The 26,522-nt window shown below is 60.7% G+C and carries 27 protein-coding genes; 13 read left to right on the top strand and 14 right to left on the bottom strand.

Annotation, left to right across the window (positions count from 1 at the left end; genetic code table 11):
• Positions 1-60: 60 nt before the first annotated feature.
• Positions 61-1,449, bottom strand: coding sequence for an RICIN domain-containing protein (locus BV071_RS32440; RefSeq protein WP_265594038.1), 1,389 nt, complete (start codon positions 1,447-1,449; stop codon positions 61-63).
• An 853-nt stretch (positions 1,450-2,302) separates the two neighbouring features.
• Positions 2,303-2,794 carry a low molecular weight protein-tyrosine-phosphatase gene (locus tag BV071_RS03605; protein ID WP_035602298.1) on the bottom strand — a complete coding sequence of 164 codons (492 nt, stop codon included), beginning with the start codon at positions 2,792-2,794 and terminating at the stop codon, positions 2,303-2,305.
• A 19-nt stretch (positions 2,795-2,813) separates the two neighbouring features.
• Here BV071_RS03605 and BV071_RS03600 point away from each other — a divergent pair, with 19 nt between their 5' ends.
• From BV071_RS03600 to BV071_RS03590, 3 genes are all read left to right on the top strand, one after another.
• Positions 2,814-4,628 carry an arylsulfatase gene (locus BV071_RS03600; RefSeq protein ID WP_052572828.1) on the top strand — a complete coding sequence of 605 codons (1,815 nt, stop codon included), beginning with the start codon at positions 2,814-2,816 and terminating at the stop codon, positions 4,626-4,628.
• Positions 4,629-4,696: 68 nt separating this feature from the next.
• Entirely contained in the window at positions 4,697-6,076 is a 1,380-nt protein-coding gene (locus BV071_RS03595) for a hypothetical protein (protein ID WP_035602296.1), read from the top strand.
• A gap of 84 nt (positions 6,077-6,160) precedes the next feature.
• Positions 6,161-6,592, top strand: coding sequence for an AP2 domain-containing protein (locus tag BV071_RS03590; protein WP_075090834.1), 432 nt, complete (start codon positions 6,161-6,163; stop codon positions 6,590-6,592).
• Positions 6,593-6,609: 17 nt separating this feature from the next.
• Here the strand turns inward: BV071_RS03590 and BV071_RS35140 are convergent, their stop codons facing one another.
• Positions 6,610-6,852, bottom strand: a complete 243-nt coding sequence (locus BV071_RS35140; protein ID WP_265594037.1) for a hypothetical protein — start codon at positions 6,850-6,852, stop codon at positions 6,610-6,612.
• Between the two features lie 553 nt (positions 6,853-7,405).
• On the opposite strand from BV071_RS35140, the gene BV071_RS03580 reads away from it, so the two are divergent.
• The 3 genes from BV071_RS03580 (at position 7,406) to BV071_RS03570 (ending at position 9,860) form a co-directional block, all read left to right on the top strand.
• Complete coding sequence (locus BV071_RS03580) at positions 7,406-7,852, top strand: hypothetical protein (RefSeq protein ID WP_035602515.1); 447 nt, start codon at positions 7,406-7,408, stop codon at positions 7,850-7,852.
• A gap of 40 nt (positions 7,853-7,892) precedes the next feature.
• Positions 7,893-9,149, top strand: a complete 1,257-nt coding sequence (locus BV071_RS03575) for an ankyrin repeat domain-containing protein (protein ID WP_035602292.1) — start codon at positions 7,893-7,895, stop codon at positions 9,147-9,149.
• Between the two features lie 246 nt (positions 9,150-9,395).
• The gene (locus tag BV071_RS03570; protein ID WP_035602290.1) at positions 9,396-9,860 is read left to right on the top strand and encodes an Hsp20/alpha crystallin family protein; all 465 of its coding nucleotides are present in this window, start codon (positions 9,396-9,398) and stop codon (positions 9,858-9,860) included.
• 91 nt (positions 9,861-9,951) lie between these two features.
• Here the strand turns inward: BV071_RS03570 and BV071_RS03565 are convergent, their stop codons facing one another.
• The 4 genes from BV071_RS03565 to BV071_RS03550 are packed head-to-tail and all read right to left on the bottom strand — an operon-like array spanning position 9,952 to position 12,606.
• Positions 9,952-10,215: a hypothetical protein gene (locus BV071_RS03565; RefSeq protein ID WP_035602288.1), complete on the bottom strand. Its 264-nt coding sequence runs from the start codon at positions 10,213-10,215 to the stop codon at positions 9,952-9,954.
• Positions 10,216-10,227: 12 nt separating this feature from the next.
• Positions 10,228-10,545, bottom strand: coding sequence for a DUF2007 domain-containing protein (locus BV071_RS03560; RefSeq protein WP_035602285.1), 318 nt, complete (start codon positions 10,543-10,545; stop codon positions 10,228-10,230).
• The gene (locus tag BV071_RS03555; protein WP_052572826.1) at positions 10,542-11,501 is read right to left on the bottom strand and encodes a hypothetical protein; all 960 of its coding nucleotides are present in this window, start codon (positions 11,499-11,501) and stop codon (positions 10,542-10,544) included. Before BV071_RS03555 ends, BV071_RS03560 begins: the two co-directional genes overlap by 4 nt.
• 37 nt (positions 11,502-11,538) lie before the next feature.
• Positions 11,539-12,606, bottom strand: a complete 1,068-nt coding sequence (locus BV071_RS03550; RefSeq protein WP_265594036.1) for a spermidine/putrescine ABC transporter substrate-binding protein — start codon at positions 12,604-12,606, stop codon at positions 11,539-11,541.
• A gap of 420 nt (positions 12,607-13,026) precedes the next feature.
• On the opposite strand from BV071_RS03550, the gene BV071_RS35135 reads away from it, so the two are divergent.
• From BV071_RS35135 to BV071_RS35125, 3 genes are read left to right on the top strand one after another with little or no spacing between them, the layout of a single operon-like run.
• Positions 13,027-14,145: a hypothetical protein gene (locus BV071_RS35135; protein WP_265594035.1), complete on the top strand. Its 1,119-nt coding sequence runs from the start codon at positions 13,027-13,029 to the stop codon at positions 14,143-14,145.
• Entirely contained in the window at positions 14,142-14,873 is a 732-nt protein-coding gene (locus BV071_RS35130) for a hypothetical protein (protein WP_265594034.1), read from the top strand. The genes BV071_RS35135 and BV071_RS35130 overlap by 4 nt, the downstream gene beginning before the upstream one ends.
• Positions 14,874-14,912: 39 nt before the next feature.
• Positions 14,913-15,653 (top strand): hypothetical protein, encoded by a 741-nt coding sequence (locus tag BV071_RS35125; protein WP_265594033.1) that lies wholly within the window; start codon positions 14,913-14,915, stop codon positions 15,651-15,653.
• 221 nt (positions 15,654-15,874) lie between these two features.
• On the opposite strand, the gene BV071_RS03540 is transcribed toward BV071_RS35125, so the two are convergent.
• Genes BV071_RS03540 through BV071_RS03525 form a run of 4 tightly spaced genes read right to left on the bottom strand, consistent with a single transcriptional unit; the run spans position 15,875 to position 18,918 of the window.
• A complete protein-coding gene (locus BV071_RS03540; RefSeq protein ID WP_035602279.1) occupies positions 15,875-16,138 on the bottom strand; it encodes a DUF2164 domain-containing protein in 264 nt (87 codons plus the stop codon).
• A 3-nt stretch (positions 16,139-16,141) separates the two neighbouring features.
• The gene (locus BV071_RS03535; RefSeq protein WP_035602276.1) at positions 16,142-16,924 is read right to left on the bottom strand and encodes an ABC transporter permease; all 783 of its coding nucleotides are present in this window, start codon (positions 16,922-16,924) and stop codon (positions 16,142-16,144) included.
• 12 nt (positions 16,925-16,936) lie between these two features.
• Positions 16,937-17,779, bottom strand: a complete 843-nt coding sequence (locus BV071_RS03530) for an ABC transporter permease (RefSeq protein ID WP_035602272.1) — start codon at positions 17,777-17,779, stop codon at positions 16,937-16,939.
• Positions 17,779-18,918: an ABC transporter ATP-binding protein gene (locus BV071_RS03525; RefSeq protein ID WP_035602269.1), complete on the bottom strand. Its 1,140-nt coding sequence runs from the start codon at positions 18,916-18,918 to the stop codon at positions 17,779-17,781. The genes BV071_RS03530 and BV071_RS03525 overlap by 1 nt, the downstream gene beginning before the upstream one ends.
• Before the next feature lie 114 nt (positions 18,919-19,032).
• Here BV071_RS03525 and BV071_RS03520 point away from each other — a divergent pair, with 114 nt between their 5' ends.
• Positions 19,033-19,503: a GNAT family N-acetyltransferase gene (locus BV071_RS03520; protein WP_035602267.1), complete on the top strand. Its 471-nt coding sequence runs from the start codon at positions 19,033-19,035 to the stop codon at positions 19,501-19,503.
• Positions 19,504-19,515: 12 nt separating this feature from the next.
• Entirely contained in the window at positions 19,516-20,205 is a 690-nt protein-coding gene (ubiE, locus tag BV071_RS03515; RefSeq protein WP_052572824.1) for a bifunctional demethylmenaquinone methyltransferase/2-methoxy-6-polyprenyl-1,4-benzoquinol methylase UbiE, read from the top strand.
• A 125-nt stretch (positions 20,206-20,330) separates the two neighbouring features.
• Here the strand turns inward: ubiE and BV071_RS03510 are convergent, their stop codons facing one another.
• Positions 20,331-21,338 (bottom strand): polyprenyl synthetase family protein, encoded by a 1,008-nt coding sequence (locus BV071_RS03510; protein WP_035602265.1) that lies wholly within the window; start codon positions 21,336-21,338, stop codon positions 20,331-20,333.
• 114 nt (positions 21,339-21,452) lie between these two features.
• Between BV071_RS03510 and BV071_RS03505 the strand changes: the two genes are divergently transcribed.
• Both BV071_RS03505 and BV071_RS03500 read left to right on the top strand, forming a co-directional pair.
• Positions 21,453-22,238 (top strand): DUF1080 domain-containing protein, encoded by a 786-nt coding sequence (locus BV071_RS03505; protein ID WP_035602263.1) that lies wholly within the window; start codon positions 21,453-21,455, stop codon positions 22,236-22,238.
• Between the two features lie 288 nt (positions 22,239-22,526).
• Positions 22,527-24,563 (top strand): hypothetical protein, encoded by a 2,037-nt coding sequence (locus BV071_RS03500; RefSeq protein ID WP_265594032.1) that lies wholly within the window; start codon positions 22,527-22,529, stop codon positions 24,561-24,563.
• Positions 24,564-24,650: 87 nt separating this feature from the next.
• On the opposite strand, the gene BV071_RS03495 is transcribed toward BV071_RS03500, so the two are convergent.
• Both BV071_RS03495 and ispD read right to left on the bottom strand, forming a co-directional pair.
• Positions 24,651-25,874 (bottom strand): pitrilysin family protein, encoded by a 1,224-nt coding sequence (locus BV071_RS03495; RefSeq protein WP_035602258.1) that lies wholly within the window; start codon positions 25,872-25,874, stop codon positions 24,651-24,653.
• Positions 25,871-26,521, bottom strand: coding sequence for a 2-C-methyl-D-erythritol 4-phosphate cytidylyltransferase (ispD, locus tag BV071_RS03490; protein WP_035602254.1), 651 nt, complete (start codon positions 26,519-26,521; stop codon positions 25,871-25,873). Before ispD ends, BV071_RS03495 begins: the two co-directional genes overlap by 4 nt.
• Position 26,522: the final 1 nt, after the last annotated feature.

The following is a 26,522-nucleotide window of genomic DNA, read 5'->3' as shown; positions in this document are numbered from 1 at the left end:
TTTGGAGGTAGTCGTAGGCGCGGCGAGACCCTCCCGCCGCGGCTCAAGTATCCTAACAAATCACGGCGTGTAGAATGTCGGCACGTAGCTGTTCACCATGTAGAGGTAGAAGGCCGGATGGTTCTCGAAGATGATCTGGCGACCACTCGTGTTCTGCACGATCCACTGGAAGCCGGACGCGAGATACTCGGCGGGCGAGACATTCGCGTAGCCGCTGCCGTCCCAACGCTTCGCCGGATCCGCAGCCTCGGCATTGAAGAAGTTCTGCAAGCCGCTGCCATTGTCCATGTGGTGCATGTATTCGTGGATCAGCACCGGCACGCGCTGGCTCACATTCGAATCCCAGAAGGCTTTGCCATAGGTGGTATTGCCACCGCTGGAAGCCGCGGCACCGCCATAGCTGGAGGTGATGCTCAGCATCGAGTTCGTCCAGTGGCCGGGACCGAACATCTTCGTGTAGAAGACATTCCCACCGAGGTAGGTCAGCTGCGACTGGAACTCTGCGGAATAAGCCGCCGCAGAGCCGCCTTCGTAGCGCGCGTGGTTGGCGATGAAGTCATTCAAGTTCGCCGCCGACAGCGAGGGCGGCGTCGGGGGCAGGGGAGCCAGTGCCTTGAACCAACCCGATTTCACGACGCCCGCAGCGGGATCACCGAAGCGCGCGTTGTTGAAGGTCACCGCACCGGTCTGGCTGCTCTGGTAGGCATAGCTGCCATTCGCACCATAGGCCAGGTCCACCGGCTGGGTGAAGCTGAAGCTACCATTCTCCGAGGCACAATAGGTATAACCCGCCGGGCCGCTGGTGTTGGTCGCCTTGTAGTAGCCGTTCTTCAGCGTGTTGAAGATCGGATCGCGGAAGGTTGCGTTGTTGAAGGTCCAGGTGCCATCCGTCTTGTTGACGAAGTGGAAGGAGCTGCCCGCGCCATAGGCCAGGTCCACCTTGCCACCGGAGAAGGTCCGCGATGCACCTTCATCACCGGCGAAGATATAACCCGCCGGTCCCTTCGCGAACTTCCACTGCGTGTAGGTCGAGCCATCGTTCGGCAGTTGCACCACGGCCGCACCGCTGGCGGTGGATCCGCCGGACACGCCGAGCGCCTTGCCGGAGTGGACGAAGACCAGGCTGTAGTAGCCATTGCCGCGGTCCTGCAGCGTCACCCGCTGGTTGTTGCCGCTGTTCCAGTCGGAGATGATCGCGGCGGTATTGTCAGCGGTGGAGGCTTGGTTGATGTCCAGCGCCCTGCCGCTACCTACGCCTGTTAGACGGTATTGCCCGCTGCCCAAGGACTCAACGAGCCACTGCTGGTTGCTGCCGCCATGGCCGGTGGATTGCCCCACCGCTGAGCCATTGGCGGTTGCCGCCCCGAGCACATCGAGGAATTGTCCCGAGTGTCGCGCGACCAAGGTATATGTGGTTCCGGATATGACTTGGGCCAGGGATGTCGCCATCGATAGCACGGCGATCCCGATGCTCAATAACAGACACGATCTCTTGCGAGGAGTTTGCATTCGATTTGGGTTGTTCTTGTTTGGGTTGTGCTCAACGGACCTCATAGGAGATCCTGTTGAAATCGGGCACGGCAACACGACCCGGCTCAGGGGCCGGTGTGCCATGAATTGTTCAGAAAATTGGGTTTACGCTGAACAATCCGCAGAAAGCGTCACTCCCAGCCCTAAGCGCGCCCCGGAAGGAAAACACCTAAAAGCAATCCCAGAATTCTGCCAAAGAGATGGCTGGATCTGGCATTCACACAAAGCCAACCCTGATACCCGGATATATCATATTACCGCGAGTGGATTCCGGACATTGGCATGTCCTGCGATAGCTGCGGCGTTCTCCAATGAAACGAACCGCGGAGACGCGGAGCCCGCCGATGGAGCGCGGAGAAATTGTTAGCACGCATGGATTCCCCTCCGGTCTCGGCGCTCTCTCGATCCCGAAGGGATCACAGCAACAGTAGCCGGGGGTCGAGCGAGGAACGAGCGACACCCCCGGAAAGCGACACCAAAGGATGCTCGATCCCGAAGGGATCGCAGCAAGGCGATAGCGAATGGGGAGATTCGCGCGTGAGCCATCTACACGGGGCAAAGCCGAAATTGGGGTGCGTCTGTTGGTGGTTACAGCAGCGCTGCGATCCCTCCGGGATCGATGCCGTTCGCCGCAATCTAACCGGGGGTGTCGGCTTCGCCTCAACCCCCGGCTACTGCTGCTGTGATCCCTCCGGGATCATGGATAGAAAGCGATCGCCTGACGCCGTTTCTAGTCTCCGCGACCTCTGCGCCTCTGCGGTTCGATCTCTTCTCAAGCAAGCCGCTTGCCCAAATCCCGCAGCAATCCCCCGCAAGCATCCTCCACCAGATCCGCCACTTCCTCGAAGCCCCGCTGCCCGCCATAGTAAGGATCCGGCACCCGCGGCGCGTCATGCGTCTCGCAATACTCCACCAGCAAACGGATCTTCGCATGCCGGCTGCCCTCGGGATCCAGCCGCTTCACATCCGCCAGGTTCTCCTCGTCCGCCACCAGGATCAGATCGAAGTCGTCCAGGTCCGTCCGGCGGATCTGCCGGGCCCGGCCAAAGATCGGGTAGCCGCGCGCCTTGAGGGTCGCCGCCATCCGCGGATCGGGCCCGTTTCCGCTGTGGTAGCCGATGGTCCCGGCGGAATCGATCTCCACGGAATCCGCTAAATCGCTCTCCCCGAGCATCTTTTTACAGACAATTTCGGCCGCCGGCGAACGACAGATGTTGCCCATGCAGACAAACAGGACACGGAACGGCTTGCGGTTGGCAGGCATCGGATGGAGAACGCCCGGGATGCTCCGGGTTTCAGCGCTGGCCGCAATCGCAAATCTCTTCTTCTTGGTCCTGCTTCACGCCGCGGACACGCCTCCGAACGTCATCGTGGTGATCACCGATGACCAGGGCTACGGCGATTTCTCCTTCAGCGGCAATCCGCAGGTGAAGACGCCCGCGCTGGACAAGTTCCGCGGTGAGTCCGCCGCCTTTGAGCACTTCCAGGTCAGCCCGACCTGCGCGCCCACCCGTGCCGCCCTCCTGACCGGCCTGCACGAGTTCCGCTGCGGCATCAGCCACACCTTCATGGGCCGCAGCCTGCTCAAGCCGGGCCTGCCGACCCTGCCGGAGATGTTTCGCGCCTCTGGCTACCGCACCGGTATTTTCGGGAAGTGGCATCTCGGCGACGCCTATCCCTGCCGCCCGGAGGACCGCGGCTTCGATGAGGTTTTCGTCCACGGCGGCGGCGGCATCGGTCAGACCCCGGACTACTGGGGAAATACCTACAACGACCCGATGGTCCGGCGTCGCGGCGGCTGGGAAAAGACCCACGGCTACTGCACGGATGTCTTCTTCGACGAGGCGATCGGCTGGATGAAGAAGCAGGCGAATCTCAAGCAGCCCTTCCTCCTCCATCTCGCCACCAATGCCCCGCACGCGCCCTACACCCCGCCACCCGGCGGCCCGGACAAGATGCCGGATGCCTTCTACGCGATGATCGGGAACATCGATGGCAATTTCGCCAAGCTGCTCGCTGCGGTGGATGAGGCAGGCATCGCGCAGGACACCATCATCGTCTTCCTCACCGACAATGGCTCCGCCGTGGGCGAGTTCAGCGCCGGGATGAAGGGCAAGAAGGGCAGCGCCGACGAAGGCGGCACCCACGTGCCCTGCTTCGTCCGCTGGCCGGGGAAGATCGCCCCGCGCAAGGTGGAGGAACTCGCCGCCCACCTCGACCTGTTGCCGACGCTCACCACGCTCTGCGGGGTCAAGCGCCCGGCGGACTGGAAAGGTGATGGCCTCGATCTCTCCGCCGCGCTGCTAGGGAAGGGGGAGTTCCCGAAGGATCGCACCCTGATCACCCAGGTGGGCCGCTGGCCGGGTGATGACGCCGCTGCTCGCTTCCGCGCCCGCGACTTCGCCGTGCGGGACAACCGCTGGCGTCTGGTCGGACTGGAGCTCTTCGACATGCAGGCGGACCCGGGCCAAACCAAGAATGTCTTCACCGACAACCCTGCGGAGGCCCAGCGCCTGCTCGGCATCTACGGCAAGTGGTGGGAGGAGGTCCTGCCGATCGTCCGCGAGCCGGTGCGCCAGGTCATCGGGGCGGAGGCCTGCCCGCTGGTGAAGCTGACCGCCCATGACTGGTGGCCCTCCAAGGAGACCGATGGCTCCGGCGCGGAAGCTTGTGTCACCCACGCCCAGATCCGGGACTTCCTGAAGGCCGCCCAGGTCGCCGCCACCCGCAATACGCTGCCCTCCACGACCGGTCACTGGAAGCTGGAGGTGGCGCGTCAGGGGAATTACGAGCTGATCTTCGGCCTGCTGCCGCCGGAAGCGACTCCAGAGGAGCGCACGGCGCTGGCCAAGCTGCACAAGGGCCTGGCCCATGTCCGCGCCGGTCAGGAGGAGCTGCGGGTGGAGATCAAGGAGGGCGCGACCCAGTTCCGGCTGCCCATCGATCTCGAGGCCGGGCCGGCGGACCTGGAAATCTGGTTCGACGGCCAGCTTCTCAATGACCGCCTGCTGGGCGCGTTCTTCGCCAGTGCCGAATACAAGGGCGAGCGCAAGACGCCCAAGATCGAGATCAAACCGAAAACTGTACCGAAGAAGTAAAAATTCGGCGCAACTTTTCTTGCAAGAAAAGGTTCACGGCTGCGGAGATCATTCCCGCCAATCCCGCCATGAAAAACACTGCCACCATCGGAATTGCCGCCCTGCTCGTGGGTGGTGCCGGAGGCTTCCTCGCCGGTAAGGCGGGGTCTCCCGACAAGCCAGATCAATCCCAGGCCAAGGCCGAATCGCTCGCTGGCAAGACCCAGCGTTCCGCTCCCGCCGCCTCCGAGAATAGCCGCGCCCCGCGCGATGTGAAGCAGGCTCTCAGCGAACCGAGCCAGCTCACGCGGATGCAGAAGCTCATGGACCTCTACAATGGCATGAGCGCGGACCAGCTCAAGGAGCAGGCCGAGAAGCTCGACCAGCTTGAAGGTGCCGAGCGCATGATGGCCTCCTTCCTCCTTTTCGGCCGCTGGGGTGAAGTCGATCCGCAAGGTGCCTTGGCCTACGCCAATTCGACGCCCTTCGGCGGCTTTGCCCGCCCGACCATTCTCCAGAGCTGGGCTTCCAGCGATCCCGTGAACGCGGCCAAGTACTACAGCGAGCACGCCAATGAGCTGCGCGGCTTCGGCGGCGGCCCGGGTGGTGGTGGCTTCGGCGGCGGTGGCGACAATGCCGCCGGCGTGATCGCCACGGAATGGGCCAAGCTTGACCCGAAGGCCGCCCTCGAGTGGGCCAAGGGTCTCGAAGGTCGTGACAAGGGTACCGCCCTCAACTCCGTGATCGGCCAGATGGCCGCCAAGAATCCGACTGACGCTGCTGCCGTGGCCGCTAGCCTCGATGCCGAGGACCAGCCGCGCGCCTACGGCGAGATCGCCAGCAAGTGGGGTGCCACCGACTTCGCCTCCGCGGAAGCATGGATCAACACCCTGCCCGCCGAGTCCCGCGACCGCGCCATGGCCGCCGCGCTCGTAAGCTACGCAAACACCGATCCTGCCGGTGCCGCCGCGAAATGGGCCACCATGCCGGCCGGTGAGCGCCGTGACCAAGCTCTCGGTGATATCGCCGGTCCTTGGGCCCGCACGGATGCCCCCGCCGCCGCGAAGTTCGTGGCTGGCCAGGATTCCGAAAATATCGGCAATGCAATTCGTCCAGTGATCGCTTCCTGGGCTGCGGCTGACGGCCCGGCCGCGCTCGCCTTCATCCAGAGCCAGCCGCAGGGCGAGCTCCGCGACGAGGCGACTTCTACCTATATTTGGCGTAGTCAGAGCGATCCGCAGGCTTCGATCCAGCTCGCGGAGTCGATCTCCGACGAAAACACCCGCAATCGCAGCCTCGGCATGTCGGTCTTCCGCTGGATGCAGCAGGATCGCGAGGCCGCGACCGCTTACGTTCAAAGCTCCACCTCGCTCAGCGAAGAAGCCAAGACCCGTCTGCTCGAAAACCGCGGCCCTTGGGGTGGCGGCGGAGGCGGTGGTGGTCGCGGCGGTCGCGGTGGTGGCCGCTAATCCGGCTGCGGATCGATCGATCCGTTAGTCCCACACGATTTGACAAGGCCGCAAGGGGCGCGAAACGTCCCCTGCGGCTTTTTCATGTGGAGCGCTCCGGACACCTATGCGATCGCGCGGATCGACCTTCCCCGTGCCGGGACGCACGGCTGGCAAGTGCGCCTCCAGCGGCGCGGGGTGAAGTATGGCAAGTTCTTCGCCGATGGAGTCCATGGCGGGGTCTCCGAAGCCTATGATGCCGCCCGCGGCTGGCGGGATGAGCTGATCAACCGGATCACCGCCCAGGAAAATGCCACCCGTGTCTGCCGCCGCTCGCCACGCAATTCCTCCGGGGTGGTAGGGGTCTCGAAGGTCTGCGTGATCGCTGCAAATGGTGCCAACTACTGGTTCTGGCAGGCCACTTGGTGCCCCACCCGGGGCGAGCGCCGCTGTGTGAAATTCTCCGTGAAGCGCTATGGCGAGAAGCAGGCCTTCCGCCTAGCCGTGGAGGCTAGGAAGACGGGTGCGGGGCTGTAAGGACCTCCAGGCCGGGTTCAGAAGTTCACCGAGGTGAGCACGCAGAGCGATTTCCCGACATCGTAGCCAAGGTAATAAATGCTAGAAGCCCGTGAGGAGCCGAGATCTTCCGGGGACTGGAGCCAGACCATATCGCCCGATTCGGAGTAGCTGGTACTAGAGTCCGGGCGGTAGGCGTAGGGCCCGTATTCGCGATAGTGACAAATGGCTTCGTAGTCCTGTGGGCTCAGGTGGAAGCGGAACGACCAGCTCGGATCCATGCCACCCGTGAATTTCATCGTGAGGTCCGCTGCCGACGGCGGGATTGACCCGCCGAGGTGATGGGGGAGTTCCCGGCGTGCTCTCTTTTCGGGGGGATAGAGTCCCGCGATCGACAGCAAGCTCCAGCCCATGACGATCATGGCGGGGCAAAGGACCAGCAGGATTCTCCACCCGGCACGCCTTCCCCGGGACATCAAGACCAGTGCAAGCAGGCTTTGAACGGGCAGAAACACCAGCTGCACCAGAACTGCGAGAAACATCCCGTATACCAGCCCGATCTTGAAACCTCCCGGCTCTGTCCAGCGCAGCGCCTCGCTCAAAGACGCCAAAGCGACAGCAAGGCCAGCGGAGCAGGCGACGAGGATGAACGGAGCAAACTTGCCCCCCAAGGACGCCTCCCGGGACCGGTATCTACGTCTTATCTGCGGGAAAGCGGACACTGATCAGGGATAGGCCGGAACCAAGCCGCGGCGCAAGCTGTCCGGATCAAGATGCCGACATTCCCGGATTTGAGGCTTGGAAGGCGAGGGGAGCTTCCGCGAAAGTCTGGCCATGTTCAGCGCCAGCAAGCTCACCGACGACCAGAAGTCCGCCCTGAAACGCTGGGCCGCCGAAGGAGCTTCGATCGCGGACCTGCAGAAGCGCCTGAAGGATGAATTTAGCATCGGTATCACCTACATGGATGCCCGCTTCTTGGTGCTGGATCTGGGGATCGAACTTCAGGAAGCACCGAAGGAGGAGAAGAAGCCGGAGGACGAGATGCTGTCCAAGCCGGTGCCAACCGGAGCGGTCAGCGTCAGCATGGACAGTCTCGCCCTGCCCGGGGCCCTGATCTCCGGGAAGGTGACGTTCTCCGATGGCGAGACCGGGATCTGGATGCTCGACCAGCACGGCCGCCCCGGCCTCGATCCCGATACCCCGGGCTACCGCCCGACGCAGGAGGACGTGATCGAATTCCAGAAGCAGCTCTCCGATCTGGTGCGGAAGCAGGGATATTGATTTCCCCTGCGCTGCGGGGAGAATCCAAGCTCACTTCCCGATGAACAGCCGCAACGAGAACCAAGCCGCCTTCTTCCGGGCCATCAAGTCCGGGGATCTGGGCGAGCTTCTCCGACTCTTGGAGGCTGAGCCTGCGCTTGCAAATGCCCACGCGGAGGAGTGCTTCGGCGCGGTTCCCATCGCCTTGGCCGCGGAACGGAATGACTGCGCCATGATCGATCTTCTCCTCGGGCACGGGGCAGAGGTGAATGGCAAGAGCAGCTGGTGGGCCGGCGGCTTTGGTGCACTCGATTTCGCGGGAGAGGAAACCGCCCGGCACCTGCTCGCCAAGGGAGCGCATCTAACAGCCCATGCCGCGGCGAGATTGGGGTGGCTCGATGCTCTGAAGGAGATCCTCAGCACGGACCCCGGCGCGGTGCAGCAGCGGGGCGGCGACGGACAGTTTCCGCTGCACTACGCCAGCACTCCGGAGATTGTCGATTTACTGGTCGATGCCGGTGCGGACTTGGAAGCCCGGGACCTTGATCACGTCAGCACTGCGGCGCAGACGCGGATCAAAGATGGCGCGGTCTGCCGCAGGCTGCTTGAGCGTGGGGCTCGCCCGGACATCTACATCGCGGTCATGTTAGAAGACATCCCGCTTCTCCATCGCTTGATCGATGAAGATCCGGAGTGCCTCTCGCGGATGCCGACTGATCCCGGTAATCCCATGATCCACCGCGCCCCCGGCTTGCCGATCTACACCTACACCATCGGTCTGGGGCAGCCATTTCAGGTGGCTCTGCAGCACGGGAAAGGCCTGGCAAGCCAAGCGATCTACGATCGCTCATCACCAGCCCAGAGATTGCTCATCGCCTGTTGGTCGGGAGATGCCGACACAGCCCGGGCCTTGGCAGCGCACGTGAAGGATCTGACTGCCCGCGAGCAGGCGCTGCTTCCAGCGGCAGCCTGGGAGCGCAAGCTTGAGGTCGTGCGGCTGATGCTGGAGCTTGGCTTTGATGCAGATGCCACCGGTGTCCATCATTCCTCGGCTCTCGACCGCGCAGCCTTTCACGGCTTTGACGATGTCGTGGAGCTTGTGCTGCGCTACCAGCCCTCGCTCACCATCAAGAACGAGTTCGGCGGCACCCCGCTCGGGGCCTGCATTTTCGGATCCCTCAATTCTTGGCGAGAGGACGGGAACTTCCCGCGCTGTGTCGAGATGCTCCTGGAGGCCGGCTCGTCACGGCCGGAGAAGAGCCAGGGAAGCGCCGCGGTGAATGAAGTGCTCCTGCGCTACGGCATCGGGATCGGCTAGGCACTGCACTACGCCGACAGTTTGTCGCAAGGGCGGTGACGCAGTGTCACCGCTCCGGGTCACGCTGTCGCGCTCGGGCTAGTGGGGTGAACGGGTAGTGTATTGATCTCCAATTATTTGCGGAGACGTAGTGGCTGGCACCAAGCTTGCGATAAGGGTTCCCGTCAATCGGATGGGCCGCGGCAGCCAGACGGACCGCGGCACCTCCAAGCAACTCTAACAACCGTCTCAAGATACAATCATACCATGAAACTGCTGACTCATTGGAACCCGCTTCGCGAGCTGCACGAACTCAACCGCGCTCTCAACGCCGTCCCGCGCCCCGGCACCGCTGGCTGCGCTGGCGGCAAGTGTGAAACCGGCACCAGCACCGCTACCGCCGAATGGGTGCCCGTCGTCGACGTCCTCGAGGACGAGAAGGAATACCTCATCAAGGCCGAACTGCCGGAAGTGGCGAAGGAGAACGTCCGCGTGGTCGTCGAGAACGGCCGCCTCGTGATCAGTGGTGAACGCAAGTTCGAGAAGCAAGAGAACGGCGCGAAGTATCACCGCGTCGAGCGCTCCTACGGCAGCTTCCTGCGTAGCTTCAACCTGCCCGAGAACGCCGACCCAGAGAAGGTCGAGGCCGAGTTCAAGGACGGCGTGCTACGCGTCCACCTCGGCAAGCAGGAGAAGGCCAAGCCACGCCAGATCGAGGTGAAGATCGACTAACGGATTTCTAGGGAACTGTTTGGATGGAATTCATGGGCCCGCCGTCTCCGTCGAAAAACGGGGGCGGCGGGTTTCATTTTTCCCGGCCTCCTCACTTGCTGAACATTGCGACCAGGATTCCTGCGAGCAGGACCACCAGAACAAGCATGCAGAGGAGCGAGCCACTTGAGCGGAGCTGGAAGCGGTAACCGCAAGCGCTGCACTTGAAGTACCGCTTCCTGAAGGCATGGGACCACAGCAGTGCGATCCAGCCGAAGAGGGCGAAGGCTACGATGCTGGGGCGCTCCCGCAGGGTATTGTCTGCGGCGAAGCTCACGCTCTTGCACTCGGGACAGCAGCGGGAGGATTCTTCCATCTTGGGTGATCCCTAGGGCATGGGTGCACCGCAATTCCAGCATTCACTGAACACTCCCTCGATCCGCTCCTTGCACACCGGGCAGGTCCAGTCCGGCCCAGGTTTCTCGGCATCAGTGGCATTGCGGAACTGACTCACGATCTCCTTCGCCCGCGCTTCGTCAGCATTGTGGATCACCCAGATCTCCGGATAGACTTGGGTGAATGGCACACCACCGGCAGCCGAAGAGCCTTCGAGGTTGCGCAATTCAGTCTTGATGCCCTCTGCCTCCATCAGGCCCTGCAAGTGCCCGACGATGGTGTAGTCGATGTGGTCGAAGACGAGCTTCATGGTTTGAGTAAGAGCGGCGCTGTTTTGCGACTGATCCCGAATATCACCGATTGATCCGGCTTGAAAGGCTCCCGTAGCTCGAAGTTCTCAAAGGCCACGCCGCCGGGGATGGGCTGCCTGCTCATCCAGTAGGTGAAGCGTCCGTTCACGGCACATTCCAAGCCGGGACCCACTTGTTGAGCGGGCTTGCGCCAGTACTGGGTGAGCTTCGAGCCCTTGAAGTCCCAGAAGGAGGGCTGCTCGTGGGTGGCAATCTTCGCCGGCTCCTCCTCGTTGTTGGCGATTGCAACGAGCACGTCGCCGCCCGCTGTCTTCGCGAGCTTCTCGATGCCGTAGACGACATGGGGAGCGAATTCGCTGCTGCGGTAATCCGGATAAAGCGTAAGGCTCGATACGGGGCCGTCGGCGAGATAGAGTAGCCGCGTGCGCGCCCTGTTGCCCATGGTTGCGGTGATCACGCACGACTCGATCGGGGCACTATCGGCCTCGGCGTTGACGGTGATTTTCAGTTCATCCGGCGAGTCGCTGCGCTGCGACAGGCGGAGCCGGACGTGGGCGCCGTTGTCGAATTTCTCCACCGCAACCTCCACGGACAGCTCCTCAGCTCCGGATGCGAGGGCGGTGACCGCCGTCTTGTCCGCTTCAGCGGTGAAGACCTTGCCTTGGCGGCGATCGATGGAGCTCTTTTCAAGCTCGCTGTAGCCCTTCTTGCCGCCGACCACGGGTTCGACGGCAATGAAATTAATCAGATCGTAGCTGCCGTCCGGAAGATTTGGATAGCCGATGCGGATCAAGCCGCGAGGGCCGCCATCACCTTCCGTGAAGCCAGCGGGGTAGAGCGCGAATTGGAGTCCGTGCTTCAGTCCCCAAGCAGGCGTCTCCTTCGCCTTGTCCGGTTGCAACCAGTCGGCCGCGACGGCGCTCGAAGCCACCGTCGAAGCCAACAGCAGCGCCATGAGGGGATGGCAGACGCAGTGCATCGGGTTCCGGCGCTTAGGCTGTCTTCACCTTGTCCCACTCCTCGGTCCACAACGGCAGCTTGTCGCCGAGGTCGCCGATCGGTTCGCACTTGGCGAAGAGTTCATCCGGCGGGAAGAGCAGGGGACTACCGCGGAAGTCCTCGCTGAGGTGCGGGTAGGCCGCGGAATTTGGCGAGCGCGAGCCGATCTCCTCCATGTTCTTGGCCGCCACTTCGGGATCGGTCAGGTGGTTGATGAAGGCGTGGGCCAGATCGACGTTCTTGGCGGTCTTCGGGATGCACATGTCGTCGCAAGAGAAGGCCGCACCTTCCTTGGGCACAAAGGTGTGCATGTCGCTGTTCTCGGCGCTGGCCTGGATCAGGTCGCTGGCGTAACCCTGCACGAGGTGGAATTCGCCGGAAGCGATCCCGCTCTTGTACTGCTCGCTCTCGAACTTCGCGATGTTCTTCTTCCAGCGGATCGCCACATCACGGGCTGCTGCGAGTTGGGCAGAATCGATGGTGTTCAGCGAGTGGCCGAGCAGCTTGAGCGCGGCGCCCAGCACTTCGCGCATGTCGTCTAGCAGGGTGATGCGGCCCTTGAGATCGGTGCGATCGAGCATCGCCCAGGACTCGGTGGGATTCGGAACCTTGGAGGCTAGATAGCATAGGCAGGTCGGCGCCATCAGATACGGCACGGAGACCTCCATCGTTTTGTCGGCCGCGATCGCGAGATACTTCGCGTCCATGTTCTTGAGATTCGGGATCTTCGTGTGATCCAGATTGAGGATCATGCCCTTCCGCTTGAGCGCTTGCACGGCGTAGGAAGAGGGCACGAGGATGTCGTAGCCGCTTGCTCCCGATTCGAGCTTGGCGAGCATCGACTCGTTGGAGTCGAAGGTATCGATCACCACCTTGCAGCCCTGGGCCTTCTCGAAGCCTTCCTTGGCTTCCTTGCTGAGATAGTCCGCCCAGGTGAAGACGGTCAGGGTCTTGCCACTGCCGCCACTACCACCGGCGCCCGATTCCTTGGGCTTGCAGGCGGGCAGGGAAGTGGCGGCGAGCGCGGCGGAGGAAGCGGTGATGAAGTGACGGCGGTTCATGGTGATCAGATTGGAGACGATGGAGATTCCTTCGGGACTGGGAAGCAGGAAATTGGTCGGGGAATTGCAGTTAAGCCGGCTAAGCTCGATCAATAATAGTGGAGGGCTAGTGGATTTCGGTCTGTGGATAAGAGAATTTAGCCATGTCAGATCAGAGCGATTGAACCGCTTCGATGGATTGATCTAGTTTGATTATACAACTTTGTAAGACCGCTCGAGTAGGATTCGTGACGTCAATAACAAGAATAAATTAGAAGCTGAAATAGAAGGAGACAAATTTCCGAGATGGAATTAAGAAGGGGTTTAAATTTGACCTAAGGCGTTAATAATTAAAGGTTTGTGAGATCATTTGTCCGCGATGGACATACTTACCCAGTGTTTTTGTTTGACGTCGAATCGCTGAACAGAGATCAGAGGACGATGCATCTCAAACCTTCCTCTGATCTCTCGTTGCCAGTTTTGGATTCTTCCAAGACTCGGGAGCATCAGGCATCAGGAGAGTCAATCACTCGAAGGCGCTTTCTCAAGCGGACTGGTGGGGCGACGGCAGCAAGTTTTCTTGCTTGGAATACATCTATTGCGCGTTCCAAAGCTGAAGCCGAACCGAATCCCAGCGAGATAACTGTTGATATCCCTGAACAGGAACTCGGTTTGGACAAAAATGGCTATAGGGAAGAATGTCACTTTTTAGAAGTGACTTCCCCCGCGACCCAAGCCGGGTGGGTCTGGAAGTACGGTGCGCCTACAACCTCAAAGCCCCAAACATTGCCTCATGATCCCCTCAGCGGTGGAGCATTTCCCAACCACTACACTATTACAGCGACGGTTAAGAAACCGGAAGGTGAGCCTTGGCCTGCGATCACTTTCTTGGTAAAAGGAAATGATATTCCTGACAAAATTAAAATCGTAAAATCAACTGATAAAGGAGAAGGGAAATGGGAGCTCCAGATTAGAGCTTTGGATGCGTCTACTCCCAAGCCAAAGACATTTGACAGGCGCCTCGGTGGTACCCTAATCGTGGCAATGAAAGGCAAGAAAAAGGTTGGGTCTGCTAATGTTTATGTTTTAAGGCCGAAATTTATCAATAAAGACCCGAAGGTTATCAAGGTCGAAACTGTGTCATTTGTCCCCCATACCTTCCACGCTAGAATGGAGGGGCTTCCGGTTGATCCAACTTTAACTCAAGGTTCTGTGCCACCAGCAACCTCCGATGCTGGTAGCCCCAATTGGAATTTCTCGATGCTTAGAATAAATATCTTGGATCAATATAAAAAGGCCCTTTCAGGGGTTTATGCTGGTACGGTTTTAGAGGAGGATATCAACGGGGCATTTGATTCGCTAGCTTTCATCGGCACTGGGGGGTATGATGACCCGATTGGAGCGGATGGATTTGGAAATTTCACGCAAGATTTCCACATAAAAATTGCAGGGTGGCCAATAGATGATAAAATGAAAAGGGAGGTGGTAACCTCAAATATTGGAGGGGGAGATCCTGTGACAGTGAAATATACTACGCAATATATTATTCCTACCCCATGAGGAATCTTTCGAAAAGATTTTGGAGTTTAGGTGCTCTGATTGCTTTTATTGCGATCTTTCCGGCTTGCGAGGAAAAAGAGGGTGCGAATGGCTCTTCGAGCCATTCGCCTTCAGCAAAAAAGCCTCAAAAGACGACTAACACAAAGTATGAACGAACCGATGAAGCTAAAGAGCTTGCGGACAGGATTGAGCTCCCAGCCTCCGTCCTAGCTACAATTCCACCAATTTTTTCAGATGATAGTGGCCGGTGCGATGAGTCGGTCCTAGACTCAATGGGCATCAAAGGTGAGGATCGTCGCGGGGTGGCTGAGGAAATTCTTCGCGTTAAGAATGAAATCCATCAAAAGCAAGCGGACTCTGTTGCGAAGCACGAATTTGAGCTGAATAAACCTTTCATGCTGCCCTCAATAGCAAAAACTGAAGTGTCCTCGGCAGTGAGTTCTATAAAATACTCACCGAGTGTGAGTGATGATACAAAAAAATTGGTGAATGCTGCGCTGAAATCGCAATTGGAGAGAATCTATTCTGATACGGTTATTGTAACCCTGGTTTCCAGTAGTATGAAGATCGCTGGAGAAAAAAACATCCCTGGTGCTATAAGGCATCGGTTCTTAATTGAGTCTACAGAGAGCAATGGTGAACGTAAGAGTTCTCTTTATAATCTTAAGCAAGACAGCGATTCGCGATTCAACTTCTTGACTTTGGCCCCAGGTGTTCCAGACTACTAAATTCCGTGGATAAGGCGGATCACAGAGCTGAGCGACCAAATGAAAGCGATGTCAAAAAGATACTGGAGAGCTGTATGTTTGGTGCTGATTGTAGGCGGAGGGTGGGTTGCATTCTCGTTTCCTAAACAACTAGATCCGACTGGGAATCAGAAGATTTTTTCCTCTTCGTTAGGGGCTGCGGAAATTAATGCCGCTAACGGAGATGAGGCGAAAAAGACAGGGATTAATAACGTGGCGATCCCGTTAGGTTTAATCAAATCGTCAAATATTAAAGCCTTTGATGATAAGGCGTGTCAATTGAGTGATGATGTAATTTCCCTGTTGTCTCTGAATTACAGGGAAAAGCCGCGGGTGGAAGAGCTGGTTTCCAGTGTCATCAGGGATTTTCTTCAAATTGAGGCTGAGCACTCGCAATTGATATCTAATGGTGACGATCTTTATATCAAGGTGAATCCCTGCGCGGAGGCTGCGAAATCCTTGTTTTTGCGTCTATCAAAAGAGTTGGAAGCAGTTGTGGGATGTGAGCGGGCGTCCGTGATAACAGTATTAATTAGTAAGCAACTTAGGAATGGAGGTAAGGATGCAATAGAGCTAGGAAATGTTGCCATTCCGGAAACTGGGAAAACTGCGATTTTGTGGAGACTGGTGAATGATCGCGGGGAAGAGTATTCCAGTATTGAAGGCGATTCAGGAGTAGCTATGAAGGATCTAGCCCGGTGGAAGACTCTTGACGATCGATTTTATGCGGCCAGACGTGGGAGCTCACCGCCATCCCAATAGTTTATCGCGCGGCCCGGGCTGCTGTATCATCATGGAGGCACTGCGTAGGGATTGCCGCGAGAGAGCATTTCGTCGTGCTGCACCAGAAGGTACAAAGCTGGAAGCATAAGCATAAGCGGAACCCATCGCGCGGAGTGTGACGAAAAGCACGGCAAGCCGCTCCCGGGAGTGCTGCGGGTCCGCCGTCCGCATCGGTGTAAGTCTGCTGGCTATGGAGCACGCTATAGTTTCTTTTTACCACTATCCCAGAAGGTCATTTCGTGCTCGAAGCAGACCCCGCCCAGGTCTTCCATCTTTTCCTCCAGGAAGCGCCGGGCGTCGCCCACCCCCTGATTGTAGGCGATGGGTGCGATCTCGGTCTGGAAGAAATCGAGCAGGAAGCCGGCCTGGAGTTCGCTGACCTCGAGGTCCAGTTCTTCCTTGAGATAGCGCTCGAGCGATTGGGCTGCTTGGCGGCGTTGGTCTTTGGAGAGTTTCAGGGGCATGGTTCAGGAAGGAGTCGCAGGTGGCCGGGTCAGGCGCTGCGAGACGGCGACCACGGCGAAGGTTACCAAGAGCATCAAGGAGGAGAGCGCGTTGATCACCGGCAGGTCCTTGCTCTTCTTGATCATGGAATACACCAGCGTGGGGAGCGTATCCGAGCCCGGGCCCTTGACGAAATAGGTGATGACGTAGTCATCGATCGAGAGGGTGAAGGCGAGCAAGCCACCGGCAAAGATGCCCGGGGCCAGCAGGGGCAAGGTGACTTTGATGAAGGCCTGGGTTTTGGTCGCTCCCAAGTCGCGCGCGGCCTCGACGACGTTGAAGTCGAAGTCCTGCAAGCGGGCCTGCACCACCAGCGCGACGTAGCTCAAGCAGAAGGTCACGTGAGCGATGGTGATTGTGTAAAGGCTGAGTTGCGCGCCGAAGGAGACGAAGAGCAGCAGCAGGCTCATGCCCATCAGGATGTCTGGTAGCACCAGCGGTACGGTCACGAGCAGCCGGTGCGCATCCTGGAGCTTGGACTTGTAGCGCTCCAAGGCGAAGGCAGCGGCTGTGCCGAGGACCATCGAGAGCAGGCTGGCCATGGTGGCGATCTTCACCGAATTGCCAAGCGCGGCCAGAATGTCGGTGCGCTCCCAGAGGCGCTCATACCAATAGGTGCTGAAGCCACCCCAATTCGACGCATAGCGCGACTTGTTGAAGGAGTTCATCACCAGGAATCCGATCGGCAGGTAGAAGAACACCAGCACGAGGATCAGGGTGATGAGAGGAACTTTGCTCGGTCGCATGGCGGGAAGTGGTCAGGCGGTGGCGGCGGTTTTCTCGCGGCGGCGGATGAACATCGGCGCCAGCACCAGCAGGGCGAGAGCCCCGGAGAGCGCTGCGGCTTCAGGCAAGTTCCGGTCGGTAAAGTTGCGCTGCGCGATCTTGTTGCCGATCATCTGGGTGCCAGTGCCGCCCACCATGTCCGGCACCACGTAGGAACCGAGATTGGGGATGAAGACCACCAGGAAGGCGGTGATGATGCCCTGCTTGATGCCCGGCACGAAGACCGCGAAGAATGCCTTGCCTGCCTTCGCCCCCAAATCACGGGCCGCGTCGAGCAGGCCGAAATCGAACTTCTCCGCAGCGGCAAAGAGCGGCAGGATCGCGAAGGGCAGGTAGGTGTAGAAGCTCACCAGCACCACGGCGAAGGTATTCCCTAACAGACGGTCGTTTTCCCCGATGATGTGCAGTGAACGCAGGAACTTCGCCACGTAACCCTCCGCGTGCAGGATCTGCTGCCAGGCGAAGACGCGGATCACGAAGTTCGTCCAAAACGGGACAATCACCAGCAGCAGCATCCGCGAGCGCCAGGCTGGGGTGAGCCGCGCCATCGCATAGGCCGCCGGTAATCCTGCGGCGAGACATGCGAGCGTCGTCAATCCGCTGATAATGATCGTGCGTGCGAACAAAGCTGGATAGCTCGGATCGCCCAAGGCCTTCAATGCATCCAAGCTCCAGCCTTCACCAATCCCACCCGCCGGCAGCGCGGGGCGAAATGCGATGGCGAAGATGGTGATAACCGGAATCAGCACGAACATCACCAGCCAGCCGAGGCTGGGGAGGGTGGAGAGGATCTCTGCTTTGCGTTCCTTGTTCATCAGACGGCGTCAGGCAAGGTGAGCATTCCTTCGTCTTCCTCGCGGTATTGCTCGAGGAGGAAGCCATCATTCGCGTGCCACTTCAGCCACACCTGATCACCCCACTTCGGCGGTGTCTCATCGAGTTGATATTGCCGGTGCTGCATTTCCGCGCACAGTTTCCAGTCCCCACAGCGGACCCAGTAGCGCGTATGGGAGCCGTAGTAGATCACATCCTCCACCTTGCCGGCGATCGCGTTGTCCGTTTCTTTGGTCGTCGGTTGTTCTCGCGAAACGATCAGCTTCTCGGGTCTCAGGGATAGATGGACCCGATCGCCCTTGCTGACCGGCTTGTCGTTATCAATCACGATGCTGCCGAAGCCCTTCACCTCGCAGCGCGAGAAGCGGCTGTCGATGCAATCGATGATCTTGCCGTCGAGGAAGTTCGTGTCACCGATGAAGGCCGCGACGAAAGAGGTGCGCGGAGCTTCGTAGATCTGCACCGGCGGGCCGACTTGCTCGATCACACCCTTGTTCATCACCGCGATCCGGTCGGAGATCGACATCGCCTCGCCCTGATCGTGGGTCACGTAGATGAAGGTGATGCCCACCTCATCGTGGATCGCATCCAGCTCCACCAGAAGACGCTGGCGAAGCTTCAGGTCCAGCGCGGCCAGCGGTTCGTCGAGCAGTAGGACTTTCGGCTTGTTGACCAGGGCACGGGCAAGAGCCACGCGCTGTTTCTGGCCGCCGGAGAGCTGCGATGGCTTCTTGTCAGCATGGGCCTTGAGGTCCACCAGTTCCAACATCTCGTCCACGCCGCGGGAGATCTTTTCCGGCGCCCACTTGGCGATCTTCGGGCCGAAAGCAATGTTGTCGCGGATGGAGAGGTGTGGAAAGAGCGCGTAGCTCTGGAAGACCGTGTTTACCGGCCGTTGCTCGGGTGGCAGGGGCGTGATGTCCTTGCCGTCCAAAAGCACCCGGCCCTCGTCCGGCTTGTCGAAGCCCGCAGCCATCCGCAGTAGGGTGGTTTTCCCGCAACCGGAGGGCCCGAGCAGGGAGAAGGTCTCGCCATGCTCGATGTCGAGCGTGACATTGTTGACGGCAGTAAAGGAGCCGAAGCGCCGGGTGACGTTCTCGAAGCGCAGATAGGAAGCCATTTCCGCTATCTATCAACAGCCATCAGCTGGGAAATGTCCATGGGAAATGGCCCCACGATGGTCTGCCCGGCTTTTCGGGTTGCCCGCTGGTCCCCATGCGCTAGGGAGAGCGCAATGATCGACATGCTGGTGCGGCTCTACGACCTGCCGGAGAGCGGGGAAATCTACCGGAAGGTGGAAGAGCAGGGGATCGTGTTGCGCCGGGCGCGGGCCTTCGAGAAGCACACCGTCGAGGACTTCGCCCGCACGCACTTCTCCCCGAAGTGGGTCAGCGAGGTCGGCGTCGCCCTCAGCCGCCAGCCGATCGCCTGCTTCATCGCCACCAAGGACAAGGCGGTCCTCGGCTTCGCCTGCTACGACACCACCGCCCGCGGCTTCTTCGGCCCCACCGGTGTCTCGGAAGCTGCCCGCGGCACTGGCATCGGCAAGGCCCTGCTCTTCAAGTCGCTTGAAGCCCTCCGCGAGCAGGGCTACGCCTACGCCTTCATCGGCGGTGTCGGCCCGCGCGAGTTTTATGAAAAGGCCTGCGGAGCCATTGAGGTTCCCGGCAGTGATCCCGGCATCTACGGCGACATTCTTCCCTGACCAAGCGAGACGATGGGAGCCGGAACAATCCAAGACCCTTCTTACGTCCGCGATGCCTTCGCCCGCATCGCCGACCGCTACGTGACCACCAACCACGTGCTCAGCATGGGCACGGACATCCTCTGGCGGCGCAAGGTCGCCCGGATCGTCAAGGCATGGAAGCCGCAGCGCATCCTCGACGTCGCCACCGGCACCGGTGATCTCGCCTTGGAGATGCAGGACGTCTGCCCGCAAGCGGAAGTCACCGGTAGCGACTTCTGCGCGGAGATGCTGGCCCACGCCAGCCGCCGCGGCCTGTCCCGCACCCTCGTGGCCGATGCGATGGCCTTGCCATTCAAGGACGCCGAATTCGACGTCGTCACTGTTGCCTTCGGCCTGCGCAACATGGTGAACTACGGCGAGGCCATCCGCGAGATGCGCCGCGTGCTCAAGCCCGGTGGCCACCTGCTGGTCCTGGATTTCTCCCTACCGGAAGGCATCTTGAAAAAGCCCTACCGCTGGTATCTCCACAACGTCCTGCCGAAGATGGCTGGCCTGCTCACCGGCCAGAAGGATGCCTACGAATACCTCGGCGGCTCGATCGAGGAGTTCCCGATGGGCAAGGCCATGTGCGATCTGATCGAAGCCCAAGGCTTCAAGGATGCTGAAGCGAAGCCGCTGAGCTGCGGCGTGGCCTCCATTTACACGGCGGAGGCGGTCTGATAGAGATCTGGCTTTGCAGCCCACGGGTCGCCTCCAAGAGGAAGCTGCCGTTCAAATGCCACAGCCTCACTCTCCCAATCACTCCGCTTGATGATCGGAAGATGGGTGATTGATGATTCTGCGTTTTACTTCCGGCACTTCTCCAACAAGGCCCCGAGGAAACGGGTAATCTGCCCGAGCGCCTCGGCATACTCGCTTCCCGGCAGACCCACTAGGTGGTTCCGGCAAGTCGCGAGCATGTCCTGCGCGGTATCCACGGCAGACTCCACGGCACCCTCATACTCGGCGATGCCGACGAGCACCGGCAGGTCGAGCGGCTCTTGGGCCACGATCCGCTTGGTCAACTTCGAGCGCTGCGATTCGCTGGCGCTTTCGAGCAGGTTGAGGATTGGCAGGGTCAGCTTGCCCTTCTCCAGGTCAGTGCGGAGCGTCTTGCCGACGGTCTCCTCGCTGCCGACGAGATCCAGGCAGTCATCGTAAATCTGATAGGCGGTGCCGAGCTTCAGACCGTAGTCATAAAGCTTGGCCTCGGTCTGCTCATCGGCACCCGAGATCGCGGCGGCGATGCCGGTAGCGGCGGCGAAGAGTGCGCCGGTCTTCATCTCGATGATCCGGAAATAGTCGGCCTTGGTCAGGGTCAGGTCGAAGCGGCGCTGGGTCTGGATGATCTCGCCTTCGCAGACTTCCTTCGAGGCGAGGCCCACCTTGCGGCAAATCCCGATGTCATTGAACTCGGTGGCCAAGGCCAGCGAGTGCGAGAAGAGCGCATCGCCAAGAAGCACCGAGAGGCCGGCACCCCACTTGGCATTCGCGGTCGGCACCATCCGGCGGGTGGTGGCGCCGTCGATGATATCATCGTGCACCAGCGTTGCCATGTGGATCAGCTCCAGGATCACCCCGAGCTTCACGTGGCCGTCCTCGACGTTGCCGAGGGCCCCGCCGGCCAGAATCGAAAGGGCAGGGCGGATGCGCTTGCCCGAGGTATTGCAGACGTAACTGACGTAGGGCTCCACCGCCGGGTCGAAGGCCCGGATTTGGTCGCGGATGGAGGCTTCCACACGTTCCAACTGGGGCCGGACAAGCTCGAATGGGAACCGCTCGCTGCGGCCCTGTGGAAGGGTGGTGTTACTCATGGCGCGGACGCTTGTGAAATTTTTCACAATCTCTTCCGGTCCGCAACTCCGATGTCACGGACACAGCGAAAGATTGCGCCATTCCAGACGTTCTGCCACCTGATCTCTCACAACATGCGCGCACTCCGATGGACGGCGATGGCCGGCTGCTTTGCAGCCGGGGGTATGGCAATGGCAGCGGAAGGTCCGGGAATTGATCCCGGCACCCCGCAAATCCCCGGTACGCCGTGGAAAGTGCATGACGGCAGCCGTCCCCAGCCGCCGGTGGTGGAAAATGCCGGGGCCGTGGAGGTCAAGCCGCCAGCGGACGCCAAGGTGCTCTTTGACGGCAAGTCGCTGGATGCGTGGGTCAACAGCGAGGGCAAGCCCATGTGGCCGGTCAAGGACGGCGGTTTCACGGCGTCTCCCGGGATGCTAACCACCAAGGACAAATTCGGTCCGGTGCAAGTTCACATCGAGTGGCGCGTGCCCCCGGGGCGCCCGGTCAAGGGCCAAGGCGGCGGCAACAGCGGGATCTTCCTGATGGGCCTCTACGAGGTGCAGATCCTCCAAAGCCACGATAACCCGACCTATGCGGACGGCACCGCCGGCGCGCTCTATGGCCAGAGCCCGCCCCTGGTGAATGCCATCCGCCCACAGGGGGAATGGCAGAGCTACGAGATCCTCTTCACCCCGCCCAAGCTGGACGGCGGCAAGGTCACCGAACCCGCCGTGGCGACCGTGCTGGTGAATGGGATCGTGGTCCAGAATGCCCGCAAGCTGATCGGCCCCACCCAGTATCGCCAACTGGCCAAGTATCCGGACAATCACCCGGAAACCGGTCCGATCGCCCTGCAATTCCACGGCGACCCGATCGAGTTCCGGAATATCTGGGTCCGCCCGATTGCCGCGCCGAACTAGGGCTTGGGGCTATCAGACTGGATTTTCTGAGCCGGGACGCGCTGTCCCGGCTCTTTTTTCGCATGTGAAATCGGTTCTGCTTTGGAATTGCCCTAGCTTCGTGGATTCCCGTAGGTTGGGTGGGTAATGAAATCGTTCCGTACATGGTGGTCCGTCCTCCCCGCATCCGCGCTGGTCCTAGGCGCTTGTGATAACAAGAAGGAAGCGTCGGCACCTCCCGCTCCCTCCCCGACTCCTTCCGCAGCGGTTGCTCCGGCGCCTGGCGCGCCCGCTCCCGCAGTTAGCGCCATGAGTGCTGCTGACCGCGCTGCCATGCTCGGCATCGTCGGCCGGCTCTCCAAGGACACCGAAAGCGTGCTGGGAATCTACGACGGCAAGGAGATCGTGAAGCGCCTGCGCAGCCTGAAAACTTGGGGCTTCATCCGCGAAACGGCGGCAGCCGAAGGCGAGGATCCCGAAGCGGAAATCGCCGAGGGCATGGAGGAAGCCGGCAAGTTCATTGGCCAGGAAATGTTCATCGCGACCGGCAAGGGCAGCGCCCCGCAACTGGCGAATCTGATGAACCTCAGCCGCCGCACGAACTACTATCAGTTCCGCATGCTTACCCAGTCCTTCGGGGAAGGGATCAAGAACGGCGAATTCAATCCGGGTGCGACCAATCCGGATGTCCTGTCGGCCATGGCCAAGGACATTGGCAAGGAGCTCGACCTCATCGATCGGCTCTCTATCCCGCCCGTGCTGACGGGGATCAAGGCTGTCGACAAGGAGAGCCTGGAGATGGCGCAGCAGCAGCTGGTCTCTGGTCTCGACATGGTCGCCGCCAATCTCGGCGAGGGAGCCAAGCCGCTGGAATTCACCAAGGGCGGTGTCGCTTTCAAGGGCGTCAAGATCCTCGGCAGCTTCCTCGGTGCGCAGCTTGAGCAGAATCGCGAAAGCTTGGACCAGATGCTGGCTCCGGCAGATGCCGACAAGGTGATTGCCTCGATCAAGAAGAAGGACATCGTCATCGCTCAGGGCGCCTTGGACAATTACCTGATGCTCTATCTTGGCGACAACGAGGAGAACGTGCCGCTGGTCGAGAAGGTCGAGGACTCGCTCGCCGCGAACGACGCGATCTCTTATGTGGATGGCTTCAAGGGCAAGAAGGTCGTCGGCTTCGTCTATGCTGACAAGGAAGTCGGCAAGGCCACGATCTCCGGCAGCCTCAAGGATATGGCCCTCGGCATCCGCGATGGCCTCGGCGCGACCACTGCCTTCGGCGATACCCGCGATCTGGCGCAACTGCTGGATGTCCTGGGTGAGAAGGAAGATGCCCTGGTCGGTCTCTGCAAGGCGGAGGCCGGCGGCATGGTCGCCGTGCTGGATCAAGGCGTGAAGTTCGAGTTCTTCGGCGGCGTGGACCGCGGGGCTTTCGATCTCACCGCCAAGCACAAGCTCTCCAAGCTCGGTGGCGGCGAGGGCACCTTGCTCTTCGGCAACTGGATCAACAGCCCGGAATACACCAAGCGCGCCAACGAGTATGGCGAAGCCCTGATCGAGACCGCCTATTCCATGGCGGAGAAGATCGCCGGCCTCAAGGTGGACGACTCGGACTTGCAGCAGTTCCAGCAGGGCTTCGGGCTCTTCAACGAGAAATTCCGCACCGACACGATCGGGATGTGGGACTCGCTGCAGACCATGCAGAGCGGCTTGGGCACCGAGCATGCCTTCGTCATCGACTTGAAGGGTTCCATGCCGGCCATTCCGCAGATCCCGCAGGAGCTGGTGGATGCCGGCAAGTTCATCCGCATCTCCTCGATCTCGCCGGTGACCGACCGCGCCAAGCTCAAGGATTCGTGGAAGAAGCTCGATGGCTCGCTGCGCAATGTCCTCAAGTCCGTCAGCGAGATGTCTGGCACCGAGATCCCGATGCAGAAGCCGATGAGCTCCGAGCGCAACGGCCTGACCACTTGGTCCTTCTCGTTCCCGTTCTTCAATGACGACTTCCTGCCGTCTGTGACGGTGGGCGACAAGTGGTTCGTGCTCTCGACCTCCAAGGTCCACGCGCTCGATCTGGCCGCCGCTGCGGACAGTGCCGGGGATGACCGCACGGGCGCTTGGTTCGAGTTGGACTTCGACGCCCTGCGCAGCTTCACCACCGACTGGGTGGCGCTGCTCGAGAAGAACGGCGAAGGCGTGATGGGCCCGAACTTCGAGGAGTTCAAGGCCGAGCTGCCGCGCATCAAGAAGGGCCTCGAGGCCTTCGGCGAATTCGACAGCATGGGCATCAACCAGCGCATCGAAGGCAGCACGCTCCGCACCACGGTGCACTTCAAGGTGCGCTAAGCGCGGACTGCCGATCGGTAGATCATCTCAAGCCGGGCTCCGCGAGGGGCCCGGCTTTTTTAATCGGCCAGGCGAAGAGGACCGTTGTTAAGGCCGGATCTCCGCCATCGCGCGGTCACCTGTTAGAAAGGCTGCGGCGACCTCACGGATCTCCTCGGCCGTCACCGCTTGCCAAGTGGCAAGTGCATCGGCAGGCGTGATGATCACGCCATACTGTAGCATGCTGTCTCCTGCCCACGAGGCATGGGCACCGGTGCTCTCCATCGCCATCTTCATCTGGCTTGCCGCCAGGCGCTTGGCGCGGGCGAGTTCCTCCGGACGCGGGCCGTTCTTGGCCAGGTCCTCGATCTCACGCTCAATGCAGCCCAAGGCTTCCGCACGGCCTTTCGGCGCGAGGCCGCTGTGGATTTCGAAGGAGCCAACCTCCGCAAAGAAGCTCGCATCGCAGGACACATGATAGCAGAGCCCGCGCTTCTCGCGCAGCTCCTGGAAGAGCCGGGAGCCCGCGCTCTCGCCGAGGATCATCGAGAGCAGTCGCAGCGCATGGCGGCGCTGGTCGGTGCGACCGGGCGTGCGCCATGCGAGTGCAAGCTGGAGTTGGTCGGTGTCGCGCTCGTCGATCACATGCCCGGGCTTGGGCAGGCTGCCGATCGGCACGAGTTCCACCGCTTCCCGGGAAGCCGGCAAGTGTGCTGCTAGAATCTCCGCCACCGCTTGCGGACTGAAAGGCCCGGCGACCGAGATGACGGTGTCGTTGCGGAAGTGGTGGCGGTCGCGGAAGGCCGATAGCTCCGCCTTCTTGATGCGGGCGATGCTTTCCTCACTGCCGGAGACGGATTCGCCCAAGGGATGCGGCGACCACAGCGCCGCGGAAATCAGATCGCCGATGTGGTCGCCCGGCGACTCACGATACATCACGATCTCCTCGGCAATCACCTCGCGCTCCAAGGGGATCTCCTTGGTCGGAAAGGTTGCGTTCCAGACGATGTCCGCGGTGATGTCCGCCAGCAGCGGCAGGGAGTCTGCATCGCCGCGGGCTTCGTAAACCACTTGGTCCTCGGTGGTGCAGGCATTCAGCGAGCCACCGGCGTCCTCGGCGTCCAGGCTGATTGCCCGCGCATCGCGGCGCTGGGTGCCCTTGAACACCATGTGCTCCACGAAGTGAGCCGTGCCCGCCAGCCCCGCCAAGTCATCCCGGCTACCGGCGGCGACGTGGATCGAGAAGGCGGCGCACTCGCTCCACGGCAGGGTGGATACCGCGAGGCGGAAACCGGAAGGCAGGACCAGAGATTCGTAGGTGGCCAGATTCATCGCAGCAGGGCGGTGGCGAGTTCGATATCCGCAGGCACCGTGATTTTGAGATTCGGGGAAGGGGAGGCGACCAGCTTCGTAAACACGCCGATGGCTTCCATGGCGGAAACTTCATCGGTCACGATCAGGCCCTTTTCACGCACCGTGGCATAGGCCTGCCGCAGCAGCGCTGTGCGGAAGATCTGCGGGGTTTCCATGAACCACAGCAGCTCGCGGCTCACGCTCTCGCGGGCGAAGTCATCGGCATCGGCTCGCTTGATCGTCTCCGTGACCTGTCGCGCCAAGGTGGCGGCTCCCGTGTCACCGGCTTCCGAGATGCAGGTGGAAATGGCCTGCGGAGTGACCAAAGGGCGGGCCCCATCGTGCACCGCCACCAGTTCTTCCTCCACCAAGGCCAAACCATTCTCGACGGAGTTCTGCCGCTCCTTGCCACCATCAGCACGCAGCAGCGGCTTGGGGAGACCCGTTCCCAGCGCCGCGAAACGCTCTTGCGGCGCGACCACGATCACGCGGGTCACCTCCGGCGTGGCCATGAAGGCATCCACGCTGCGGCGCAACACGGAGACACCGCGGATTTCCGCCGCGAGCTTGTCGAAGCCCATGCGGCGGCTGCTGCCCGCAGCGACGATGACGGCGGCGCAGCGCATC

The organism is Haloferula sp. BvORR071, from assembly GCF_000739615.1.
Classification (GTDB): Bacteria; Verrucomicrobiota; Verrucomicrobiia; order Verrucomicrobiales; family Akkermansiaceae; genus Haloferula.
The sequence above is the reverse complement of the archived record's forward strand: the minus strand, read 5'-3'. Positions and strand labels throughout refer to the sequence as shown.

Bases quoted from the DNA above. Each gene is read 5' to 3' on its own strand.
- BV071_RS32440 (WP_265594038.1), bottom strand. From the start codon at position 1,449: ATGGCGACATCCCTGGCCCAAGTCATATCCGGAACCACATATACCTTG.
- BV071_RS03605 (WP_035602298.1), bottom strand. From the start codon at position 2,794: ATGCCTGCCAACCGCAAGCCGTTCCGTGTCCTGTTTGTCTGCATGGGC.
- BV071_RS03600 (WP_052572828.1), top strand. From the start codon at position 2,814: ATGCTCCGGGTTTCAGCGCTGGCCGCAATCGCAAATCTCTTCTTCTTG.
- BV071_RS03595 (WP_035602296.1), top strand. From the start codon at position 4,697: ATGAAAAACACTGCCACCATCGGAATTGCCGCCCTGCTCGTGGGTGGT.
- BV071_RS03590 (WP_075090834.1), top strand. From the start codon at position 6,161: ATGTGGAGCGCTCCGGACACCTATGCGATCGCGCGGATCGACCTTCCC.
- BV071_RS35140 (WP_265594037.1), bottom strand. From the start codon at position 6,852: ATGGATCCGAGCTGGTCGTTCCGCTTCCACCTGAGCCCACAGGACTAC.
- BV071_RS03580 (WP_035602515.1), top strand. From the start codon at position 7,406: ATGTTCAGCGCCAGCAAGCTCACCGACGACCAGAAGTCCGCCCTGAAA.
- BV071_RS03575 (WP_035602292.1), top strand. From the start codon at position 7,893: ATGAACAGCCGCAACGAGAACCAAGCCGCCTTCTTCCGGGCCATCAAG.
- BV071_RS03570 (WP_035602290.1), top strand. From the start codon at position 9,396: ATGAAACTGCTGACTCATTGGAACCCGCTTCGCGAGCTGCACGAACTC.
- BV071_RS03565 (WP_035602288.1), bottom strand. From the start codon at position 10,215: ATGGAAGAATCCTCCCGCTGCTGTCCCGAGTGCAAGAGCGTGAGCTTC.
- BV071_RS03560 (WP_035602285.1), bottom strand. From the start codon at position 10,545: ATGAAGCTCGTCTTCGACCACATCGACTACACCATCGTCGGGCACTTG.
- BV071_RS03555 (WP_052572826.1), bottom strand. From the start codon at position 11,501: ATGGCGCTGCTGTTGGCTTCGACGGTGGCTTCGAGCGCCGTCGCGGCC.
- BV071_RS03550 (WP_265594036.1), bottom strand. From the start codon at position 12,606: ATGAACCGCCGTCACTTCATCACCGCTTCCTCCGCCGCGCTCGCCGCC.
- BV071_RS35135 (WP_265594035.1), top strand. From the start codon at position 13,027: ATGCATCTCAAACCTTCCTCTGATCTCTCGTTGCCAGTTTTGGATTCT.
- BV071_RS35130 (WP_265594034.1), top strand. From the start codon at position 14,142: ATGAGGAATCTTTCGAAAAGATTTTGGAGTTTAGGTGCTCTGATTGCT.
- BV071_RS35125 (WP_265594033.1), top strand. From the start codon at position 14,913: ATGAAAGCGATGTCAAAAAGATACTGGAGAGCTGTATGTTTGGTGCTG.
- BV071_RS03540 (WP_035602279.1), bottom strand. From the start codon at position 16,138: ATGCCCCTGAAACTCTCCAAAGACCAACGCCGCCAAGCAGCCCAATCG.
- BV071_RS03535 (WP_035602276.1), bottom strand. From the start codon at position 16,924: ATGCGACCGAGCAAAGTTCCTCTCATCACCCTGATCCTCGTGCTGGTG.
- BV071_RS03530 (WP_035602272.1), bottom strand. From the start codon at position 17,779: ATGAACAAGGAACGCAAAGCAGAGATCCTCTCCACCCTCCCCAGCCTC.
- BV071_RS03525 (WP_035602269.1), bottom strand. From the start codon at position 18,918: ATGGCTTCCTATCTGCGCTTCGAGAACGTCACCCGGCGCTTCGGCTCC.
- BV071_RS03520 (WP_035602267.1), top strand. From the start codon at position 19,033: ATGATCGACATGCTGGTGCGGCTCTACGACCTGCCGGAGAGCGGGGAA.
- ubiE (WP_052572824.1), top strand. From the start codon at position 19,516: ATGGGAGCCGGAACAATCCAAGACCCTTCTTACGTCCGCGATGCCTTC.
- BV071_RS03510 (WP_035602265.1), bottom strand. From the start codon at position 21,338: ATGAGTAACACCACCCTTCCACAGGGCCGCAGCGAGCGGTTCCCATTC.
- BV071_RS03505 (WP_035602263.1), top strand. From the start codon at position 21,453: ATGCGCGCACTCCGATGGACGGCGATGGCCGGCTGCTTTGCAGCCGGG.
- BV071_RS03500 (WP_265594032.1), top strand. From the start codon at position 22,527: ATGAGTGCTGCTGACCGCGCTGCCATGCTCGGCATCGTCGGCCGGCTC.
- BV071_RS03495 (WP_035602258.1), bottom strand. From the start codon at position 25,874: ATGAATCTGGCCACCTACGAATCTCTGGTCCTGCCTTCCGGTTTCCGC.
- ispD (WP_035602254.1), bottom strand. From the start codon at position 26,521: ATGCGCTGCGCCGCCGTCATCGTCGCTGCGGGCAGCAGCCGCCGCATG.